Origin of the sequence: Hymenobacter taeanensis, from assembly GCF_013137895.1 — a bacterium.
Taxonomy (GTDB): Bacteria; Bacteroidota; Bacteroidia; order Cytophagales; family Hymenobacteraceae; genus Hymenobacter; species Hymenobacter taeanensis.
Genome location: NZ_CP053538.1, coordinates 2,996,073 through 3,015,628 on the forward strand (window position 1 = coordinate 2,996,073; position 19,556 = coordinate 3,015,628).

The following is a 19,556-nucleotide window of genomic DNA, read 5'->3' on the forward strand; positions in this document are numbered from 1 at the left end:
CTCGGGCTAGCGCTTAGCGTGAGTTGTGGCTAGGGTTTGGCCGTGAACATATAAACTTCTGGCTGCCCGCTTTTATTCATGCGGCTGTAATAAAGCACTTCAGGGTTGGCGCCCTCCAGCGTGTAGCTCTGGTTGTCGCCTTTATGGTCTACGAGGTGCAGGTCGCTGTTTCTGGTGCCCATCAGCATCCAGGTGCCTTGGTTATCAGTGTCATCCGAGAGCAGGGTTTGGGTGTAGGTCCCATCTGGCCGGAAGCTCATGCTATAGCGGTCTTTAATATCAGCGCCCTTTACGGTTTGGCTACCGGAGGTAACTTGCTGCAGCCACCAAGTGTTGGTTTGGGTGAGCTGGGCGCTGGTGAAAGTAGGGAGTGGGGGCGGAATACAGCCGCAAAGTGGCTCCTCAAAGATGCCGCAGCTGCTGGTCAGGCCCGCCACCAGCGTTAGCAGAAGCAACAGCAGGGAAGTAGTACGGGTACGAAGCATATACCAATGATAAAAAGTGGATAGGTAACAGCAAGAGCTACCTTCCGCTCCAAAGGTTGTATGCATTAATAAATAGCGCCGCCTATTTTAAAATAAGCCGCTGGCGCTGGTAACTGAGAATGGTAAAGATGCCAATGCCGCCTTCCACAGTGCTTTTTATAGCCGAGGGCTGCGCGAAGGGGTTACCGTTGGAGTTGCGCGCATCCTGAACCGATTGCAAAAACTGAAAGTAAGGCCGGTCGAGGTGGTAGAGGGTCACGAAAACCGTATCCTTGGGCGAGAACTGATAAGATGTTCCCAGACTTAGGGGCTGCCCGTTTGAAAGGCGGTCTTCCACAGTGTACTCCACCTCGGGGTCAGTAGATACGGAGCGCTTGTGCACTTGAAAACGGTAGAAATCAACGGTGGCGGCGGGGTCACGGAAACTGGCCAGCACGTAGGCCATGCGTTGTGAGCCGGTCAGGTCGTTGTATTTGTACTCTACGCTATCTAGCGGCACGGTAGCGGGCATGGTAGCACTACCCGTTACGCGGCGGCCTTGGGTATCATATACCTCCAGCTTAAAGGTGTCGCCGGGGCGGGCCGAAATGCGGGTACGGCCCGTGTGTGTATAGCCCTTATTGGTATTGGGGTTGATGGCCGGAGCGTACAGCAGGGTGTCTCGACGGCCCGAGGGCAACGTAAGAACCACTTTTACTCCCTGGGGCAGCCCGGCATCCGGAGCCGACAAATACGGCACGCTTTCCGTCACCGAAACCCGTGGGAAGCGGTTGTTTTCCAGGTAAGACTCTACCACCAGCTGCGCGGGGTAAGCCGGCAGTTCCACATCAATATCCTTCTGCAGGCCGCAGGCCGATAGCAACAAGATGCCACCAGTTCCTAGGCCAGTAGCCAGCGAACGAGCCCGTGGAGTTAGGCAGCCAGTAATGGGGTTGAACAGCATCATCATGCAGCCTTAGAACTTGAAATTGTAGGTCACCGACGGGATAACAGGGAACAGCGACACCTGACGGGCGCGGTAGCTTAACACACGCGTTGTTTCCTTATCCTTCACCTGATCGAAGTACACGAAGTAGGGGTTGCGGCGGTTGTAGGCATTATAAATGCTAAACGTCAGGTCTGACTCGCCTCCTTCCCGGATGGGGCGCAGCTTATACACCAGGCCCAGGTCAAGGCGGTTGTAAGGAGCCAGGCGGTAGGTGTTGCGCTGCGGATAAATAGGCACAGCTGAAGGATTGGAGCCTTGTACATCCTGAAAAACAAAGCGTGCCAGAGGCAGAGTAGTAGCCTGCCCGGAGGTGAACACAAACGAGCCGGTGAGATTGATGCGGTGCGAAAGCTGATGCAGCACCACTACCGTTAGGTTGTGGCGGCGGTCGTAGTTGGGGTAGAACGTGTTGCCGTTGTTAATGCCGGTAGTACCGTTCTGGGGTGGGAAGCGGCGCTTGGTCCAGGCCAGGGTATAGCCAACCCAGCCGGTAGTGCGGCCGGTTTTTTTCTCCAGGTACAGCTCATTGCCATACGCCCAGCCCCGGCCAAACAGAAACTCCGAGTCGAGGTCGGGGTTCACGAATAGCTGAGCGCCATCTTTGAAATCAATCTGCCGCTGTGCCCACTTGTAGTACAGTTCATTGGTAAGCAGGTAGGCACCATCACCCAGCAAAAAGCTTACGCCCGTTGCTACTTGTTGTGAGCGTTGCGGCTTCACGGAGAGCCGCGAGGGATACCAGATGTCGGTGGGCAAGGAGGCTCCGCTATTCGAAACCAAGTGTACATACTGGTACATCAGGGCATAGTTGGCCTTCAGGGAGATGTTGGGCGTGAGCGAGTAGCGCGCCGCTGCCCGGGGCTCCAGGCCACCAAACTGGTCAGAGCCGCTCTGAAAACCCGAGACGCGCAGGCCATACTCCAGTTGCAGCTTATCAGAAGCCCGGAAATTGTCTGAAGCGTACAAGCCGGCCTCCTGGCCCCGGTAGTTAATATCGGAGCCGAAGTTGAAGGAGTTATCCTCGGCGCCCGCTTTCAGGCGCCCCGTCCCGAAGTGATGGTCGGTGAAAGCGGCGCCAAACTTCACGGCATGCCGGTCGTTGAGGGCATAATCGAAATCAGTGCGCAAAGAAAAGTCCCGGATTTGAGAAGACAAATCAAAACTAAACTGGTCGAGGGCATTGCTGATGCGGTAGTCGTAGCGGGTGAAGGCGGCCGTGGTGTTGGCGTACAGGCGCTTATTGAATACGTGGTTCCACCGCGCCGAAGCCACCGCGTTGCCCCAGCTAAAATCAAAGTTGAAGCCATTGGTAGAGTTGAACCCAAATACATCGTGGCCCAGGTACCCCGTCAGGAAAATGTTGTCTTTAGCGCCTAGCGTATAATTACCCTTGGTATTCAGGTCGTAGAAGTAGTAGTCGGGGATGGGGTTCCAGTCTTCCTTGCCTTCATTGAGCTTGTTGACCTGCCGCGTAAATACATCAAAATAGGTGCGCCGTCCCGAGACCAGCCACGAGCCCTTGCGGTTGGGTAATGGCCCTTCCAGCGTCAGGCGCGAGGAGATAAGCCCTAGGCCACCGCTGGTAGTAAATTTCTCAGGGTTGCCGGGGCGCATCTTCACATCTACCACCGATGACAGCCGCCCGCCGTACTGAGCCGGGAAGCCACCCTTATACAGGTCCACACTCTGCACGGCATCAGGATTGAACACCGAAAACAGCCCGAACAGGTGGCTAGGATTGTACACCACCGCATCATCCACCAAAAACAGGTTCTGATCGGCGGAGCCGCCGCGCACGAACAGGCCGCTGGTACCTTCGCCGCCATTCTGCATGCCGGGCTTTAGCTGTAAGGTTTTAAGCAGGTCAACCTCCCCAAATAAGGCTGGCAGCAGCTTAGCTTCGCGGCTGGTTAAGCGCTCCACGCTCATTTGAGTAGTCTGGAGTTTCTCTCGTAGCGTGCCGCTACCTTCAATTACAACTTCGCCAAGGGTATTGCTGTCTTCAAGAAGAGAAAAGCTGAGCCGCTGGTTGCGAGTAAGCGTAACGGATTTTGTCAGAGACTGATAGCCAATAAATGATACTGCCAGCTCCTGCGGTCCCGCTGGTAGGGTGAGGGTATAGAAGCCGCTGTCGTCGGTGGTGGCACCCAGGGCCAGTGCCGGAACCGCAACAGTGGCGCCGGGTAGTGCTTCGTTAGTGCCTGCAGCCCGCACGTACCCGCTCAACGTGAGCCGTGCCTGCGCCAGGGCATGGTCAGGCTGAACCAGTAAAAACAGGCCTAGCAGGAAGAAAAGTAAGCGATAAGGCATCAGGGCGAGATAAGATAGAAAGCTCAAAGGTAGCCGGGCTCCCTCCAAACGCCCGAGCTCCGCCGGAAGTTTGACTTACTACTGCATTAAGCAAAATCTCCAGACCAGACTCCTCAAAAACAGCTGATTTATGCCGCTGAGCGCAGGCTGGTTTATGAGCAGACCAAGCCATGTAACGCCCACCCATAAAAATGTGCGCTTAAGCGAAAGCGCAAAGCCTGTCAGCTCAACACGCCCTGCAGCACTTGGCTTAACTGATGAGCTGGCACCACCCCGGCTTGCCGCCATACGGGCTGTCCTTTGTGAAACAGAATCAGGGTAGGGATACTTTGCACCCGAAACTGCTGCGCCGCCGCTTGGTTGCGGTCTACATCAACCTTAATGACCTTAAGCTTGCCTTGGTGTTGCGCCGCAACCTGTTCCAGAATAGGGGCCATGGTTTTGCACGGACCACACCAGTCGGCGTAAAAATCAACCAGCACGGGCATGCCAGGGCTGCTGATGAGTTCGGAAAAGGATTTCTTGGCCATAAAGTAAAATGCTAGAGTAAACAGTGGCTGGGCGCATCAGCGCCAACTGTAGTGTACGCAGTTTTTAGAACTGCGTATGGGGTGGCCTAGCGGTTTTACAAGGGTAGTAAGCCACTTCTAGAACGCAAAAAAGCCCGGCGCTGCAACGCCGGGCTTCTGCAAAAATAGTGAGTGAAGGGTGGGGAGGGTTAATTTTTCCCCACCAAGGTAACATCATTCGCGACTTCCGAAAAATTAAATCGGCCGCCAACCACTTTTTTTCCTTTCACCTGGCACTCCCAAGTGTATTGGCCGGGCTTGGCCGTGGCAGCTTCGCCTTTCTCGGTTTTAAAATAATCAGCCTCAGTAGCCTCCGATGGGAATATCACATCAATGCCTTTTTGCCCATTAGGCACCTGACGCACCAGCACATATTCTTTGCCGGTAGCTTGGTTAATAACCACAAATTTGGCGGTGTATGCGCCAAGTTGGCCAAACTTGTCCAGCACGCCAATCTTGATGTAGGCGTCGGTAGATACCAGCCAGGTTTGGGCCCGTGAAGTTGTAGGGCTAAAAACAACCAGAGCTAGCAGTAAGCCAGCCACCCGAAGAGCCCGTTGAAATGTTGCAGGTGTAGAAATGAGCATAGGTTACTGAAAAAGTGTGAAAAATCAAAGAAAAAGGACTTGTCCCAAACTATTTATAACCGGCTTGGCATAAAAGCAATCTGGGTATTGTACAGCACACGGGGTATGCCATATGATTGGCCCGCAACCAAATATAAATACAAATTAGAACCATCAACAAAATTATATACAGTTTTTTTGATCATAGGATTACACCAGGATTTAATTGGCAGCGTAAATAAGTGGCTGCACCTAACTCAACTTGTTCATTTATGACGCGACGGCGCTTGGCCCCTCCTTATACAACTGCGGCAATGGCTGCTGAGAAAACGTGTGAATTATGCTTGCGCCAAGTGCAACATGTGTCGCGCCACCACCTAGTGCCCCGCGAGGAGGGTGGCCGTTATGGCCCAACTATTGATTTATGCCAGCCCTGCCACAGTACTGTGCACTTGTTGCTCACCAACCGCGACCTGGCACGCCGCTTTCCATCGGTAGAGGTGCTGCAGGGCGCTGAAGAGCTACAGAAGTATTTACACTGGGTGCGGCCTCCCGCGTAGAGCACATTTCAAACCGCCGGAAAAGGTAAAATTTTGTGATTGGACAATAATGCTAAAACCCTTAACGAGCGGAAAAAACCAACTGGCCTTCATTCTTTCGGTGAGGGCTGCCTAAAGCGTTTGCAGTTTTTCTCCAAAATGCCCGAGATGGTCGAATAGAAAACTATTGGCTTTATAACCAATGGTTTCGGATCTAGGTTAGTTGTTTTTTAAATGAAAAAGGTCGTAAGAAATTACTGATAGTCTGTTATTTAGTAGATTTGTTGTATGATTTAAAGTCGTACTGCACTTTGTTGTTTTTAAATATGAATAAAGCTTATGCAAATATCTTTACTCATTAAAAAAGTACTAGTAGTCGGATGGTTGATGATGCTGGCAGGCCCCGTGTTGGCTCAGGGTCTGGATACCACTAACTTAAAAAAGGTGGAACTGGAGAATGTGGATATTGCCCCGGCTGCATTCACCTCGGGGTGGCTACTGACGAATGAAGATATTCAGATAGAGCTTGATGGAGCCGTTCAGAACCTCTACAACGCCAAGCACGATAAAGCAGAAAAGCAGTTCCGCTCTTTAGGCCGGCGCTATCCGCATCATCCGATGCCTGATTTTCTGCTGGGGTTAAGCACCTGGTGGAAAATACTGCCCAGCAACACGCTCAACAAGCAGTATGATAAGGTATTTTACACCTACATGGACTCTGCTATTGCCAAGGGCGAGAAGCTGTATCAGGCTGATAACAAGAACTACGAGGCGTGCTTCTTTCTGGCAGCGGCTTATAGCTTTAGCGCCCGCCTGCAGGCAGAGCGCCATGAGCTGCGCAAAGCAACTATCAACAGCAAGCGGGCCCTTGATTACCTGGAGTTAAGTAAAGAAGCGAATGGCCTCAGCTCAGAATTTCTGTTTGGGCAGGCGTTGTTCAACTATTACGCGTCATGGATTGCGCTGGAGCATCCCTTTTTGCGCCCTGTGCTGTTGTTCTTCCCGAAAGGCAACCGGCAGTTGGGCATTCAGCAACTGCGCAACGTGGCCGACAACGCTTTCTACACCAGCACGGAGGCGAAGTACTTTCTGCTGAGAATTTTGGGCAGCGAGCGAGAAAACCAGCCGGGAGCCGCCCTTGCCGTGGCAAAGGACCTGGTTTCGCGCTACCCCGATAACGGCCCCTTCGCCCGCGAGTATGCCCTACTTTCTTTTGAACAGGGAAAGTTTAGGGATTGCGAGAAAGTAAGCCTCGATATCCTGGATAAACTAAATCAGGGGTATCCGGGGTATGAGGAACTCAGCGGGCGGTACGCAACCTACTACATGGGCTGGATTCAGCAGACTAAGTACAAGAACCGGGCAAAGGCCAAGGAGTATTACCAGCGTTGCATTGTGTTCTCGGAGATGGCAGAGTTGACCAAGGGTGGCTACTACCTGTATGCCAACCTAAACCTGGCCAAGATGGCTGTAGATGAGAACAACACGCTTGCCGCTCGCCGCTACTACCAAGTGGTGCTAGATAAAGCCGACCGAAGCTCTACGCTGTACCAAGAAGCCAGAGACTACCTCAAACAGGCTTCGCGGGCCACGAGCAGCGCTACCAGCAAACGGGCTTACAGCCAGGCGCAGTAGCTGCTGTTGGTACTGCCGGGAGTGGGGCGTACCTGATATTCCTGTGGCAGAGCAGCTTCTCAGGGGGAGTAAGCGCAGGAGAGTACTTTTGTACTTCCCGTTCTGGCATACTCGTTTCACTCCCCGCGCTTGAAAACCTTCATTCCTTTTTCGCAGCTGCGGCAGCAGCCTACTATTGTGGTTGATAGTACTGGCCTAGGGACTACCCTAACGCTGGCGCATTGGCGCGGGGCGGCCACTCCCGAACCACTGCGCGACGATACCAGCGCGGGCTCGGTGCTACGCGCATTGCACGCCCCGCGCTTCCCTGGCCTGGAGGCACCAGCCGTTACGGCCAACCATTTTGATGTAGATGGTTTTGTGGGCGTATGGAGCCTGCTGAACCCAGCGCTGGCGTTGCGCCATGAGCATCTGCTGCGCCTCACCGCCACCCTCGGCGACTTCCGGGAGCTAGATTGGCACGACCCCTGGGCCGAGCACGCTTTGAAGCTGGTATGCTGGCTGAATGCTGAGGAGAAGGCCCGTTTCTATGAGCCTTTCGGTGCCCCAGCCCTCCGCCGACGGGAAGATGAAGCCTCAGCGGAAAAATTCAACTGGTTTCTGCCTCGTTTTCAGGAGATATTGGAAAACCCGGAGGCTGGCCGGGCCGCTTGGGAGCCAGAAGTAGAGCGGGTGCGGCAAGCTGTGGCCATCATGCAAAGCGCCAGCACCACAACCCGGGCGTACCCCGAAATAGGCTTACTGGTAGTGAGCACCCCAGAGCCGCTGCCCTACTACGCATTATTTGGGCCATCGGCGGGGTACGATATGGTACTGAGCCTCTACAACGAGAATCGATACGAATTCGAGTACAAGTACACTACCTGGATTGACCTGGAAAGCCGCCCTACGCTGCCCCGGCTGCCCCTTACTGGCCTAGCAGCTTGCCTCAATGCCCAAGAGCAAGGCCCGCACTCCTGGACGTATGACGGCGTTACGGATACCGGGCCCTTGCTGCGCTTGCAAGGCAAGCGCCTGACCAAAGCCCAACGCTACGCCGACCCCGATCAGCGCCCCATCTACTCATCGTCCATTCCGCCTGAGGTGCTGGAGCAGGAAGTAGTGTCGTTTTTTCGGGAGAGATACGCCGGAATACAGCCCCGCCGCTATTGGTCGTGGGCCGAGATTCGGGCGGCGGGAGAGCAATAGTATAGTTGTAGCGGCGGTTTCTGCTACAGGCCCGCAGAAGGCGCTAAGCCATTAGACTGGTAATGGCGTAAGGAGAGTTGTGTGGATAAAGCCTAACAATGGTAACCCCGGCTGCTAGTTTGTGCAGCTAGAGTTGCCATTGCTCAGCATGTAGTCAGTAGAATGTGCCCAAGATAACCCTTACAGCGCCTCACCAAAGCCTACAATCTGTAGAGTGCTGGTGCCACCAGCTCCTTTGCGCACGTTAATCTGCGTGGTTACTCGCTCCTTTAGGGCTTCTACGTGCGAGATGATACCAATAGTTTTGCCACTGCCCTGCAGCATTTCAAGGGCAGAGAGAGCAACGTCCAGCGTATCGGGGTCGAGGGTGCCAAAGCCTTCATCGATAAAGAGGGTGTCGATTTGGGTTTTGCGGCCCGCCAGCTCCGATAGGCCTAGGGCCAGCGCCAGGCTTACCAGGAAACTCTCCCCACCCGAAAGAGAATTCATAGAGCGAGTGCTACCCGCCTGGTAGTCATCCTGCACCAGCAGGTCGAGGTGCTCTTCCGGGTTGCGCAGAATGCGGTAGCGGTCGGTGAGACGAAGCAGGTGGCGGTTAGCCAGATCCACGAGACGAGCCAGGGTGAGGCCTTGGGCAAACTCACTGAACTTCTTGCCATCGGCGGAGCCAATAAGCTCGCTGAGCTGCCGCCACCGCTGGGCCTCCTGCTGCTGCGTAGCCAGCTGAGCCGCCAGTGACGCATGGCGCTCTAGCCCCGCTTTGTGGTTGAGCAGGCGCTGCTGGCGCTGGCCTAGCTGCTGATTGAGGCTGGCCAGCAATTGCGTGGTGCTCTGGAGCTGCTGCGCAACCGATTCGGCGGGTTCTTGCGTGAGGGAGTGGGCCTGCTCATGCTGCAGCTGTTGAGCTAGCTCAGTGAGAGTCTGTTGGGCCAGGGCCACATCTCGCTCGTGTTGGTGGAGCTGGTCGGCTAGGCGGCGCACTTCTGGCTCGGGCAGTAGCAGGGCAGCCAGTGCAGTAGGGTCGGGGGCCAGGCCGGCCGCGCTCAGGGCCGAAGTAAGCGTAGCGTGCTGCTGCTGCCAGAGGTGGTGCTGCTGCTCCGCATCTTGCTCACGCTGCCGCAGCTGCGTGGCAGCCAGCGTAAGGGCGGTTTCCTGCTGTTGCAACTGCTGCTCAGCTAGTTTAAGTCGGCTATCAGCCTGGCGCAACGCAGTTTCGAGCTGCTGTCGGGCCGCGGCTACATCGGGGCTGGCGAAGAGCTGCTGGCGCTGCTGCTGCCGAGCCACTATCTGCTGATGCTGCTCAAGCAGGCCTTGCTTATTGGCGCGCAGCCACTCCTGCAGCTCCAGCTTTTCCTCTTCGGCCTTGTTGGCTTCTACACTAATGCCGCTTAGGTCACGCTCAGCCTTGTTGAGTTGCTGTTGCCGCTGTTCAAACTCCGTGATGCGCTGGCGAGCCTGGTCCATAAGGGCGCGGCCATTTTCCTCCGTAAACATCATCCCGAAGTTTTGGAGCTGGCTCTGGATCATGGTGCGAGCATCCGGAACGCGGTCCTCAGCATCGGCCAGGGCCTGGGTCAGTTGGGCTGCATCCTGGGCGTAGGCCTGTTGCTGGTGGGCTACGGCCTCTTGCTGGCTGCGGGCCTGCGCCAGGCGGTGCTCGGCGGCGGTGCGCTGGTCGTGCAGCTCACGCAACTCCTGTACCAGCGTTTTAACTTCCTCGGCGGCAGCTTTTTCGGCGCTTTCAGGTAAAAGCTGGATGGTATCTGCTGGGGTAGCTTCCGGCTCCGGACCGATTTGCTCCAGCATGGTTACGTATGTGTTCAGGCGGTTATAGCGTGCTCCCAGGGCCCGCACGTGCTGGCCAAGCTCGTCTTCGCGTTGCCGGTCGTGCTGTACGCTGTCTTCACTCACGCCCAGCACGCCCGCCATGTAGGGGTGCTCAGTGGCCCCGCACACCGGGCAAGGCTGACCAGCCTCCAGCAGGTGGCGCGTCTCGGTATGGTTGAGAATGAGCTGCTGCATCTGTAGGCTGCGGCGCAGGTCGTCCCAGTGCTGCTGCTGCTTCTCCTGCTCCCGCTGTAGGCCACTCACGTGGTGGCGTAGGCGGTGCAGCCACGTGTTGCGGGTGGCGGCGGCAGTCTGGTAGCGCGCCGTAAGCTTCTCTAGCTGCCGCTGAGCTTCCGCGGCTACTTGTTGGTGCCGGGCTGTTTCAGTGGCGGCTTGCTGCTGGCGCTGGGTAGCGGCGTGCAGGCGTTGCCGTAACTGGCCTAGCTCGCCCTTCAGGTGCTCCCAATGCTGCAGGTTGGCTGAAAGCTCCGGCAGGGTGGTGGCCAACTCGCTTACGTTAGCGTTCAGCTCCAGCCATTTACCGGCGTCGCGTACCTGCTCGCGCAGCTCCCGGGCCTGACTGGCAGCCTGCTCGGCGTGTTGCTTGAGGCGCTTGCACTTCTCGTTTTTCTCTTCGTATTCCTGCTTGCCTGACACCAACTGCTTTTGAGCTTCCTGAATCTGGAAATCCAGTTTTTCGGCTTCCAGCAGCTTCGGCTCCTGCTCCTGGCGAGCGGCCTCGGCCTGCTCGTAAGTGGCTTGCGCCGCATTGCGGGCCACGTAGGCCTCTTCCCGATGCTGCTGGAGCTGGGGCAGTTTTACCCGGAGCTGCTCGGCTTCCTGCCGTACTTTCTTCACCTGCTCGTCCGTTTGGCGCAGCAAGGCCCAATCGGTGGCGAACGGAGCGGCCTGGGTGTGCAGGTTCATGCGTTGGCGCAGGGGAGCCAGCGTAGTGGCCTGGGCCGTGAGTTGCTGCAGGCGCAATTGGCTGCGCTGCTGCTGGCTGCGCAGCTCCTGCAGGCGCCGAAGCCAACTCTGGGCGTCCAGGAGTCGCTTTTGGGTGGCGGTTGCTGCTTCCAGCTGTTGATTTAGCTCATTAATTTCGCCTTCCAGAAAGGCCACTTCCTCAGGGGAAAGCAGAACTACTCCCGCCAGGCCTGCCCGCAGCGTTTCCACCTGTTGCAGCTCGTGCTTGGCCCGCTCATACGCCGCCCGCGAGATATCGGAATACTTGCGGGTATCGGTGATTTTCTCCAGCAGCTGTGCCCGCTCACCGGCCGTAGACTTCAGGAAGCGCGTAAACTCACCCTGAGCCAGCAGCACCGAACGCAGAAACTGCTTGTACTCCAGGCCGCTGAGCTCCGCTACGCGGGGCGGCACTTTAGATTTGTAGTCCTCTAGAATGGGCCACTTGTCGGCTGTTTCTACGGTAGGTGCTTCGGGCTGCTCGCTGAGCTCCATGGTAGGTGGCTGCAGCTTGCCATCGGGCTTTTTCCGGGCCCGGTACTGGCCCCACTTAGAGCGGTAACGGCGGCCGTTTACTTCAAACTCCACCTCGGCCCAGCTCTCACCCGTGCCATGACTCATGGCCTGCTCAGGGCCGCCGGCTTCGTGGCGGGGCATCTGGCCGTAAAGGGCCAGCGTAATGGCATCCAGAATAGTGGTTTTGCCCGCGCCCGTAGCACCCGTAATGGCAAACAGCCCCGATTCGGCCAGGGGCGACTGACCAAAATTGACCTCGTGCTCCCCGCGTAGGGAGTTCAAATTATAAAAGCGGACGCGGAGGATTTTCATAGAAAGCAGTAAGTCGCGGGAGCAGTTGCCAGATGCGGCGCCACCAACGGGCATGGTCACCTGGGCCACTACAAAGTTAACTTACCAGGTTCGCAATACATTCCTGCTGGCTCAACCGAGGCAGGGCAACCTGTTTACAAGGAGGTTCCCATAATCAAATATAACCCCGTCAGTAACCATTGGGCCGCTAACGGGGTACATTTAAGGGTACCTTGTTGGTATTGTGATGAAATTACCTAAGCACTTAATCTCTGGCAGCTTATGGTTGCTGGTTCCTGCGGCCATGAGCTGCTCTATCCTGCAATCAGACTATAACTCTGATGAGGGCCACTACCTCTGGCTCTGTGGCTAACTATGATGCCCAACGCATTGAAACGCTCCGCAATGAAATTAACGTACAGGAGCACGTAACCAAAGAAGCTAAACTCAGAGCCAAAAGCGAAGAAGAACGCCTGTCGGTCAAAAAACACCAGCTTAAAGCTGCTGAGCGTGAGCAGAAGGCCAACCAGATTGGCTCAGGCGGTTAGCTCTGCAAACGTCCTACTATTGCCCGCCTTGATAGTGCCATCTTTGTGGCCTTCAACCAGCATGATCTAGCCCAACTGCAAACCCTTTACATCGAGAACCTGGAATTCTATCACGAAAAAGGTGGCCTAGCCAACATTGAGCAACTTATGCAGGGCTTTCGTAACCTCTTTAATTAAGAACAACATCACCAGATTGTGCCCGGTATAGTGGAGGTATTTCCTATCAAGGATTATGGCGCCGTAGAACCCTGTTAGCACCGTTGGCCTTGGGTGAGAATTTGGTCAAAAGGCTAAACGAGTGGGCTGGCTGGAAGCTTCCCAACCACTTTTCACGGCGGCGCGCAAATAAAATGAGGCTAAACCCCGGCTCCCAGCTTATTTCAACTGTAGCCGCTGCAGCTGTTCCTGGGCCATCCGGCCGTTTTCGTAAGATTCACCCGCGCAGTATACGTGTTCATCGTTGTAGCCGGTGATGAAGGCAGCGTTGAGGCTGGTGCGACGGTTTACGCGGATAAAGGAGTTCAGCAGGGAGGGCGGAAGCAACTGGTCGAGTACGTAGGCCAACGAGCCGCGGATGGCGTGGCTCAGGCGCAGCGCTGGGGCCCGGAGCGTAACGTAATTTTTGCCGGCTTCCAAACTGGCGACGTCGCGCCAATACAGCTTGTGGGCGAAAGCACCGCGTTTAACAAAGAAAAAATCCGGCACTGGTGCAGCCGGCGCGTTTGGGTGGGGCAGGGGCGCCGGCTGGTGCGCGGCCGCGCGTTCAATGGCCGTTTGAATGGCCGCGAACAGCGTAACGCCGTTTACGGGCTTGATCAGGTAACCACTGGGCTGCAGCCGCGCCGCCTGCCGGATGGTGTCGAAGTCGCTGTAGGCCGTCAGAAACAGGAAGGGTGGGCCTTGGGCCTCGCGCAGCAACTGAGCCAGCTCCAGGCCAGACTGCTGAGGCGGGCCACCCAGGTTGATGTCGAGTAGCACCAAATCGGGGCGCGGGCCGGCAAAAGCCTGTTGCGCCTCAGCAAACGTGTAGCAGGTGGCCAGTACCTCATACCCCAGATCTTCAAGGGTCAGGCGCAGGCTTTCGGCAATCAGGGCCTCGTCTTCCACAACGAGGAGGGTGAGCTTAGGCGCGGAGTCCATGCGGAATGCGAAGCTGGTAGTGGTAGGGATGGTTGAATGGGGTGCTGAGCGTAGCGCCCAGTTGCCGGGTGAGCAGGGTGATGATTTGCGTGCCCAGGCCGGGCGCAGCGGCAGCGGTGGGCACGCAGCCATTATCTTGGTACTCCACGCATACCTCTGTGGGGCTGTTTTTCACTGTCACGCGCACTTCCAGAAAGGGCGAGTCGGTTGCGGCGTATTTGATGGTATTGGTCACCCATTCGTTGAGGATGAGCGAGAGAGGCAGGTAGCCGTTTGGGGGCAAGTTCAGGCCTTCAGTCTGGAGGTGGGTCACCACCTGCCGGTCGTTGGCCAGGCAGCTCACCACCGACGAGACAAGCTCTTTAAGAAAGGCAGCCAGGTTTACCTCGGCCCCGGCCCCATTCAACAGCTGGTTGTGCAAGGCCGCGATACTTTCCACCCGCAGGCGGGCCGCCTGGAGTTGCTCGATAACTTCCTCGTTGTCGGTACGGCGCTCCTGCATCTGTAGCAGGCTGAAGACCATGTGTAGGTTGTTTTTTACCCGGTGCTGAATTTCCTTGTTGAGCAGCCCCACTTCGGCGGCCTGCTCGTCGAGGTGCTGGTTGGCGGTGGCCAGGGCCGCGGCCTGCTGCCGGGCCCGCCGCCCTTGCCGGTACAGGTAAAAGCACAAAACGCTAATGACGGCCAGTCCCACGCTAAGTCCGGCCAAAGCGAGCTGGCGCGCCTGCTGCCGGGTTTCGGCCAATGCCTGGCGCTGCGTTTCTGACTCGGCCAGCACCCGGCGCATGTGGGCTACGGCGCCGGCACTGTTAAGGCGGTCATACATGCGGCGGCTGGTATCGGCGTAGGCGTAGGCCTCCCGGTACGCGCCGGCGGCGGCCAGCAATTCCGCCAGTAGGCGACCGTGGTATTCGCGGTCAGGGGGGCTGGGGGCATGGGTGAAGGCCAGCCGAAGCGAATCCAGGTAGGGTGAGTAGCGGCCGGGGTGGCGGTAGAGCACATCGAGGCGGGCCTGCACCAAATAGTAGTCGTCGAGGTAGTTGTAGGTTTCGGGGTCGTTGCGCACCCAGGCCCGGCGCACCAGCTGGCCCAGCAGCGTATCAGCCAGGCCGAAGTTGTTGATTTGGGTGGCGCTCAGCGCCATTTCAACGGTACTGGGTACCTGCCGTCGCACTGAGTCGGGGCGGGCGGCCAGCTCGCGGCCCAGTTGGCGCAGAGCCTGCACGGCGCGCAGGCTGTCGGGTACTTTATCGTAGGCGTGGGCCACCAGAAAGCGGGCGTAATAGTAGCGCCGCCACTTCCCTGGCAGGTGCGCAAAGCCCTGGGCGGCCTGCTGAAAGTAGCGCAGGGTTTTTTGAGGCTCGTGGTTCCACGCATCATACACCCGGGCCCGGGCAAACACGGCTTCCGCCAAAAGCAGCGAATCCTGAGCCTGTTCGGCCAGGCGCTCGGCGCGGTCATAGTAGAGCAGGGCCTGTCCAAAGCTGCCATAGCCCTGCTTGCGGGCGTACACCGAGTCGCCCTGCTGTAACAAGGCAAAGAAACGCCGGTGCAGTGCATCAGGCGGGGCAGATGCTGACCAGGCTGGGGCACGGCTCGTCAGCAGCACCAGGAGTACCATCACCGCCAGCGGCGCCCGTCGCCGGGTCCGCTGGCGGTGATCCTTAACGCAAGCTGTAGTAGGGACAGTCAGGTTCATAACAAGGGGCAAAGATAGCCGGCTGAATCAAGCTGAACCCAGTGAGCCAGCCTCAATATTCCGGGCTTCGCGCTCAAATCCGGTCGGCGCGCGGCCTGCAAACTTGCGCCCGGCTGGGGCCACCGCGCGCAAGTCTGCGGGCCCGAGCTCCAGGCTGTTGTTGCCAGCGCCCGAACAGGCTGGCCCGCTCCGTATCCCCAACCTCAAAAAAGCCGCCTTCGTGCTCAAATGCCTTGGCAAGCGGTGTTCCGCGGCCCTCCTTTGTGCTACCGCTTCTCCACGCCCGGCCGTTCGCCGGGCGTTTGCATTTACCCCTTACTTATTTCGCTAGACAGTGAAAAAACTATTGCGCGTCCCTGTTGCCCTTCGCTATTGGCTGTTGCCTGCCTTACTGCTAAGCGCCGCTACCGCGGCCCGTGCCCAAAACAATGTGGGCATAGGCACCACCACCCCCGATGCTTCGGCGGTGCTCGATGCCAGCTCCACCACCCAGGGCATGTTGGTGCCCCGCATGACGGCGGCCCAGCGCGCGGCTGTAAAGGACCCCTCCACCAACAAGCCCGCTACCGGCCTGCTCGTGTACCAGACCGACGCTCCGGCCGGCTTTTATGTTTACAACGGCACCGCCTGGGCAGCCCTGAGCGGCGCGGGCAGCACCGGCCCGGCCGGCGCCGACGGCAAGAATAGCCTCGTGCGCACCACGGCCGAAGCGGCCGGCGCCAACTGCGCCACCGGCGGCTTCAAAACCGAATACGGCCTCGACGCCAATGCCAACGGCACGCTCGATGCGGCTGAGGTGAATGCCGCCCTGACGCGCTACGTGTGCAACGGCGCGCAGGGCACGGCTGGCAGCACGGGCGCCACGGGCCCCGCCGGCCAGGGCGTGCCCACCGGCGGCACGGCCGGGCAGGTGCTCAGCAAAGTAGACGGCACCAACTATAACACACAGTGGACGACGCCTGCTTTGTCAAGTAGTGGTGCCGCGCTTCAGTTGTACGCAATCAGTACCACTGCGCAGAACAAATCGCCGTACGGATACAGCCGCTATGTCTTCAATTTCGACAATATTGTTAGCGGTGATAACCCAACGGCTTGGACTACGAATAATACCTACACAGTACCATCTAGCGGTCTATATAGCATCACGTTAGCACTGATAGAATCCGCCTTTGCCGGATTTACTACTCCCCCGTCCATTGCACCTGAAATACAAGTGGTTTCGGGAGGCGTAACACGCTATTACTATGGAGCCAATGGGCAGAGCTCGACCTTGTACCAAGGCAATACGAGTGAAGGCACAGCAGTAGGAACCGCCGGGGCACCTACTTCCTATTCGAGAGGCCTCGGCTGCTTTGTGCTTCCGCTGCAAGCCGGAGACGTTATTAAAGTGTTCTACCGGTCGAGTATGAATGCCACAAGCACGACGAACACAATCTCGTTTAGCACCGACGGCAGCACCTACCTCAGTATTGTCAAGTTAAATTAGGCAATGCTGAGAGGCAAGTAGTTGCCCCATTGGGCATGTTGATTTCACTAGTCCAATCTTAGTCAGCGTGATTTAAAGGGCCAAAGCCCCTTCTCAAATTTGGTTTTTTCTCAACTATGCTTGTCGTATGCTGCATTTTACTCTAGCTATCAAGCGGCTGCTCACCTGGCTTAGCTGCTTGGTGGTACTGGCACTGCTGCCTTATACTGGTCAGGCCCAGTGTGCCCCGACCGTGGCGCCCTCCACTGTCAACATCAGCCAGACGTATGCCGTGCGTACGCGCCAGTCGTTCACTGCTACCTGCACCGGTATCCTGCAAAACGTGACGTTTGTCATTTCTTCCTTTGCGGACGATTTGCGCGGTTCCGGGTTCAAAGTGCGCTGCAATTTGAAAAATGCTGCCGGCACTGTACTGGCCAGCACGGTCGAAACCGACGTAATCTACCCCGGCGCCACGTGGGTGGCCTCCTTCACCGCCGCTAACCTCACTCTTACCAGCGGCGCTCAATACAGCTGGGAAATTGAGAACAGCAGTTACCCCAGTGGCCAGGGGCCCGTAGCCCTAATGCTGCTCAACCGGACTACGGCGGTTATTGCGGCCAATGATGCGTACACCGGCGGTAGCTATACCGATGATAACACCGGCAACACCGATGGCAGCGGCACTGCGGTTACAAACTACCCGTACTCCGATGCTCGGGGCTGGACGGTCAACATCGGCACGCCCGGGCCCACCATTACGGCGCAGCCGCAAAGCCTCACGGCCTGCCCGGGCTCGGCGGCCAGCCTCGCCGTCACGGCCAGCGCGCCGGTTACCGGCTACCAATGGTTCAGCAACACCAGCAGCAGCAACACCGGCGGCGCCCTGCTGCCTGGCGCCACCGGCGCCACCTACGCGCCAGCCACGGCCGCGGCCGGTACCCGCTATTATTACGTGCAGGTGTATAACAGCAGCGGCTACACCGCCTCGAACCCCGCCACCGTGACGGTGAATGCCACCCCGGCCGCACCTACGGGCAGCGCCAGCCAAAGCTTTAGCAGCGGGGCCACCGTGGCTAACCTGGTGGCCACCGGCAGCAACCTCCAATGGTACGCGGCCAGCACCGGTGGCACTGCCCTGGCGGGCACCACGACCCTTGCCACCGGCACCACGTACTACGCCACCCAAACGGTGAGCACCTGCGAGAGCACCAGCCGCCTGGCCGTAACCGTTACCATCACCGCCCCGGTTGCCCCCGTGCAAGTACTTACCAGCATGGGCGGCACCCTGTTCGTCAATACCGGAGGCACCCTCGTCGTAAACGGTCACCTGAGCCAGACCGGCGCAGCCCTGCTGCGCACCACCGGTACGGCCACCGTGCGCGGCGACCTGACCAGCACCGCTCCCGCCGCGCTCGACCTGAGCGCTGGCGCCCTGGAGGTAACCGGCAACCTAAGCAACGCAGGCCCCACTACGGCCACCACTGGCACCCTGCGCCTGAGCGGGACCACCAACCAGACCGTGGACCTGGTCGGCGGCACCGTGGGCCAGCTCGTGGTCAACAAGCCAACTGCGGGCGGCACCCGTGTGGACCTACCCACCGACCTCACCACGCTCACGGGCCTTACGCTCACGGCCGGCAGCATTCGCACGGCCGCAACGGCCACGCTCATTCTGCCGGTCGGAGCCACCGTGGCGGGCGAGGGACCGGGCCAATACGTGCAGGGCAATTTGCGCGTGAGCCGCGCCGTGGCCGGCCCCGGTTCGGTTGATTTTGGCCTCGGGCTCGTGCTCAATTCGGGCGGACAAAACCTGGGCTCAGTTGCGGCGACCCGGACCGCGGGCTTGCAAACGGCGGGCGTGAGCTACGGCCAGAACCTGGCCGGTACCGCCAAAGGCATTGACCGGGTGTGGCGCCTAGCCCCGTCTCAGGCCCCGACCGCTCCGGTATCGGTTACCCTGAGCTGGGTCGCCGACGACGACAACGGCTTTGTGGCCACCACCCCGGCCCAACTCTGGCGCGCTGATCAGTCTGGTGGCCCCTGGAGCCCGCAAGGCAACGCCGCCAACGCCAGTGCCCGCAGCTTCACGGCCAACGTTGCTCAGTTAGGAGTGCTCACCGTCAGCAACACCAGCCAACCCTTGCCTGTGGTGCTAGTATCCTTCGCCGCCCAGCGCCGGGGCGAAGCCGCCTACCTAACCTGGGCCACTGCTTCGGAAAAAAACAGCGCTTATTTCGAAGTCGAAGTCAGCCCCAACGGCACCGCGTTTCGCCCCGTGGGCCGCGTGGCGGCCCACGGCAACAGCACCCAGCCGCAAGCCTACTCGCTCACCGACGCCAATCTCACCCGCTACGCAGCCCCCGTGGTGTATTACCGCCTGCGGCAGGTGGACCAGGACAGCACGGCCAGCTACTCCACCGTACGGGTGTTGGCTGTAAGCGGTGCCCCGGTCACGTTCCGGGCTGAGGCCTGGCCCAATCCTGCTCAACCCGGTATGACCACCCAACTGCAGGTAAATGGCCCCGACGCCGGACTGCCCGTTGAGCTTACGCTCACTGACGCGGCTGGCCGCGTGCTGACCCGGCGCACGGTGCCCGCCGGGTCCGGGTCCCTGGCTCTGCCCGAAGCCGATAGCCGTGCGGCCGGGGTATACCTGCTGCTTGTGCGGCAGGGGGCCAGCCAGCAAATGGTGCGGCTGCTGCGGAAGTAGCGCTGGGATACTATTCCGTTTGTTTTACCCTGGTTTCCTACTGTGCTACCTCCTTCCGCATCTTCCCCCCGTCACTGGCTCTGGCTGGCCGTTACTGCCGCCTTCCTGGCC

The 19,556-nt window shown here is 58.3% G+C and carries 15 protein-coding genes; 7 read left to right on the forward strand and 8 right to left on the reverse strand.

All coding sequences use genetic code 11. The features are described from left to right. Positions 1–29: 29 nt before the first annotated feature. The 5 genes from HMJ29_RS12735 to HMJ29_RS12755 form a co-directional block, all read right to left on the reverse strand. On the reverse strand, positions 30–485 hold the full coding sequence (locus HMJ29_RS12735) for a hypothetical protein (RefSeq protein ID WP_171591853.1): 456 nt from the start codon (positions 483–485) through the stop codon (positions 30–32). A gap of 82 nt (positions 486–567) precedes the next feature. Further along, the gene (locus tag HMJ29_RS12740; protein WP_171591854.1) at positions 568–1,434 is read right to left on the reverse strand and encodes a DUF4249 domain-containing protein; all 867 of its coding nucleotides are present in this window, start codon (positions 1,432–1,434) and stop codon (positions 568–570) included. 6 nt (positions 1,435–1,440) lie between these two features. Then, entirely contained in the window at positions 1,441–3,783 is a 2,343-nt protein-coding gene (locus tag HMJ29_RS12745) for a TonB-dependent receptor (protein WP_171591855.1), read from the reverse strand. Positions 3,784–4,004: 221 nt separating this feature from the next. After that, positions 4,005–4,313, reverse strand: coding sequence for a thioredoxin (trxA, locus tag HMJ29_RS12750; RefSeq protein ID WP_171591856.1), 309 nt, complete (start codon positions 4,311–4,313; stop codon positions 4,005–4,007). 188 nt (positions 4,314–4,501) lie between these two features. After that, positions 4,502–4,939 (reverse strand): hypothetical protein, encoded by a 438-nt coding sequence (locus HMJ29_RS12755; RefSeq protein ID WP_171591857.1) that lies wholly within the window; start codon positions 4,937–4,939, stop codon positions 4,502–4,504. Positions 4,940–5,280: 341 nt separating this feature from the next. Between HMJ29_RS12755 and HMJ29_RS12760 the strand changes: the two genes are divergently transcribed. The 3 genes from HMJ29_RS12760 (at position 5,281) to HMJ29_RS12770 (ending at position 8,280) form a co-directional block, all read left to right on the forward strand. Next, positions 5,281–5,478, forward strand: a complete 198-nt coding sequence (locus HMJ29_RS12760; protein WP_244679271.1) for a hypothetical protein — start codon at positions 5,281–5,283, stop codon at positions 5,476–5,478. 318 nt (positions 5,479–5,796) lie between these two features. Beyond that, the gene (locus tag HMJ29_RS12765; protein ID WP_171591858.1) at positions 5,797–7,092 is read left to right on the forward strand and encodes a tetratricopeptide repeat protein; all 1,296 of its coding nucleotides are present in this window, start codon (positions 5,797–5,799) and stop codon (positions 7,090–7,092) included. 129 nt (positions 7,093–7,221) lie between these two features. Further along, the gene (locus HMJ29_RS12770; RefSeq protein ID WP_244679270.1) at positions 7,222–8,280 is read left to right on the forward strand and encodes a DUF6687 family protein; all 1,059 of its coding nucleotides are present in this window, start codon (positions 7,222–7,224) and stop codon (positions 8,278–8,280) included. Between the two features lie 180 nt (positions 8,281–8,460). Here HMJ29_RS12770 and HMJ29_RS12775 read toward each other — a convergent pair whose 3' ends face one another. Beyond that, entirely contained in the window at positions 8,461–11,901 is a 3,441-nt protein-coding gene (locus tag HMJ29_RS12775) for an AAA family ATPase (RefSeq protein ID WP_171591859.1), read from the reverse strand. Between the two features lie 320 nt (positions 11,902–12,221). Here HMJ29_RS12775 and HMJ29_RS12780 point away from each other — a divergent pair, with 320 nt between their 5' ends. Next, positions 12,222–12,428: a hypothetical protein gene (locus tag HMJ29_RS12780; RefSeq protein ID WP_171591860.1), complete on the forward strand. Its 207-nt coding sequence runs from the start codon at positions 12,222–12,224 to the stop codon at positions 12,426–12,428. A gap of 45 nt (positions 12,429–12,473) precedes the next feature. Beyond that, complete coding sequence (locus HMJ29_RS20625) at positions 12,474–12,605, forward strand: hypothetical protein (protein WP_262922268.1); 132 nt, start codon at positions 12,474–12,476, stop codon at positions 12,603–12,605. A 198-nt stretch (positions 12,606–12,803) separates the two neighbouring features. On the opposite strand, the gene HMJ29_RS12785 is transcribed toward HMJ29_RS20625, so the two are convergent. Together HMJ29_RS12785 and HMJ29_RS12790 are read right to left on the reverse strand one after the other, a co-directional pair. Then, on the reverse strand, positions 12,804–13,568 hold the full coding sequence (locus HMJ29_RS12785; RefSeq protein WP_171591861.1) for a response regulator: 765 nt from the start codon (positions 13,566–13,568) through the stop codon (positions 12,804–12,806). Then, on the reverse strand, positions 13,552–15,267 hold the full coding sequence (locus HMJ29_RS12790) for a sensor histidine kinase (RefSeq protein WP_171591862.1): 1,716 nt from the start codon (positions 15,265–15,267) through the stop codon (positions 13,552–13,554). The genes HMJ29_RS12785 and HMJ29_RS12790 overlap by 17 nt, the downstream gene beginning before the upstream one ends. Positions 15,268–15,601: 334 nt before the next feature. Here HMJ29_RS12790 and HMJ29_RS12795 point away from each other — a divergent pair, with 334 nt between their 5' ends. Both HMJ29_RS12795 and HMJ29_RS12800 read left to right on the forward strand, forming a co-directional pair. Continuing rightward, a complete protein-coding gene (locus HMJ29_RS12795) occupies positions 15,602–16,753 on the forward strand; it encodes a phage tail-like protein (RefSeq protein WP_171591863.1) in 1,152 nt (383 codons plus the stop codon). 127 nt (positions 16,754–16,880) lie between these two features. Further along, positions 16,881–19,445: a T9SS type A sorting domain-containing protein gene (locus HMJ29_RS12800; RefSeq protein WP_171591864.1), complete on the forward strand. Its 2,565-nt coding sequence runs from the start codon at positions 16,881–16,883 to the stop codon at positions 19,443–19,445. Positions 19,446–19,556: the final 111 nt, after the last annotated feature.

What these genes read in the sequence shown, in the direction of transcription:
- HMJ29_RS12740 (WP_171591854.1), bottom strand. Translation starts at nt 1,434, where the DNA reads ATGATGATGCTGTTCAACCCCATTACTGGCTGCCTAACTCCACGGGCT.
- HMJ29_RS12790 (WP_171591862.1), bottom strand. Translation starts at nt 15,267, where the DNA reads ATGAACCTGACTGTCCCTACTACAGCTTGCGTTAAGGATCACCGCCAG.
- HMJ29_RS12785 (WP_171591861.1), bottom strand. Translation starts at nt 13,568, where the DNA reads ATGGACTCCGCGCCTAAGCTCACCCTCCTCGTTGTGGAAGACGAGGCC.
- trxA (WP_171591856.1), bottom strand. Translation starts at nt 4,313, where the DNA reads ATGGCCAAGAAATCCTTTTCCGAACTCATCAGCAGCCCTGGCATGCCC.
- HMJ29_RS12775 (WP_171591859.1), bottom strand. Translation starts at nt 11,901, where the DNA reads ATGAAAATCCTCCGCGTCCGCTTTTATAATTTGAACTCCCTACGCGGG.
- HMJ29_RS12765 (WP_171591858.1), top strand. Translation starts at nt 5,797, where the DNA reads ATGCAAATATCTTTACTCATTAAAAAAGTACTAGTAGTCGGATGGTTG.
- HMJ29_RS12735 (WP_171591853.1), bottom strand. Translation starts at nt 485, where the DNA reads ATGCTTCGTACCCGTACTACTTCCCTGCTGTTGCTTCTGCTAACGCTG.
- HMJ29_RS12800 (WP_171591864.1), top strand. Translation starts at nt 16,881, where the DNA reads ATGCTGCATTTTACTCTAGCTATCAAGCGGCTGCTCACCTGGCTTAGC.
- HMJ29_RS12755 (WP_171591857.1), bottom strand. Translation starts at nt 4,939, where the DNA reads ATGCTCATTTCTACACCTGCAACATTTCAACGGGCTCTTCGGGTGGCT.
- HMJ29_RS12780 (WP_171591860.1), top strand. Translation starts at nt 12,222, where the DNA reads ATGAGGGCCACTACCTCTGGCTCTGTGGCTAACTATGATGCCCAACGC.
- HMJ29_RS12745 (WP_171591855.1), bottom strand. Translation starts at nt 3,783, where the DNA reads ATGCCTTATCGCTTACTTTTCTTCCTGCTAGGCCTGTTTTTACTGGTT.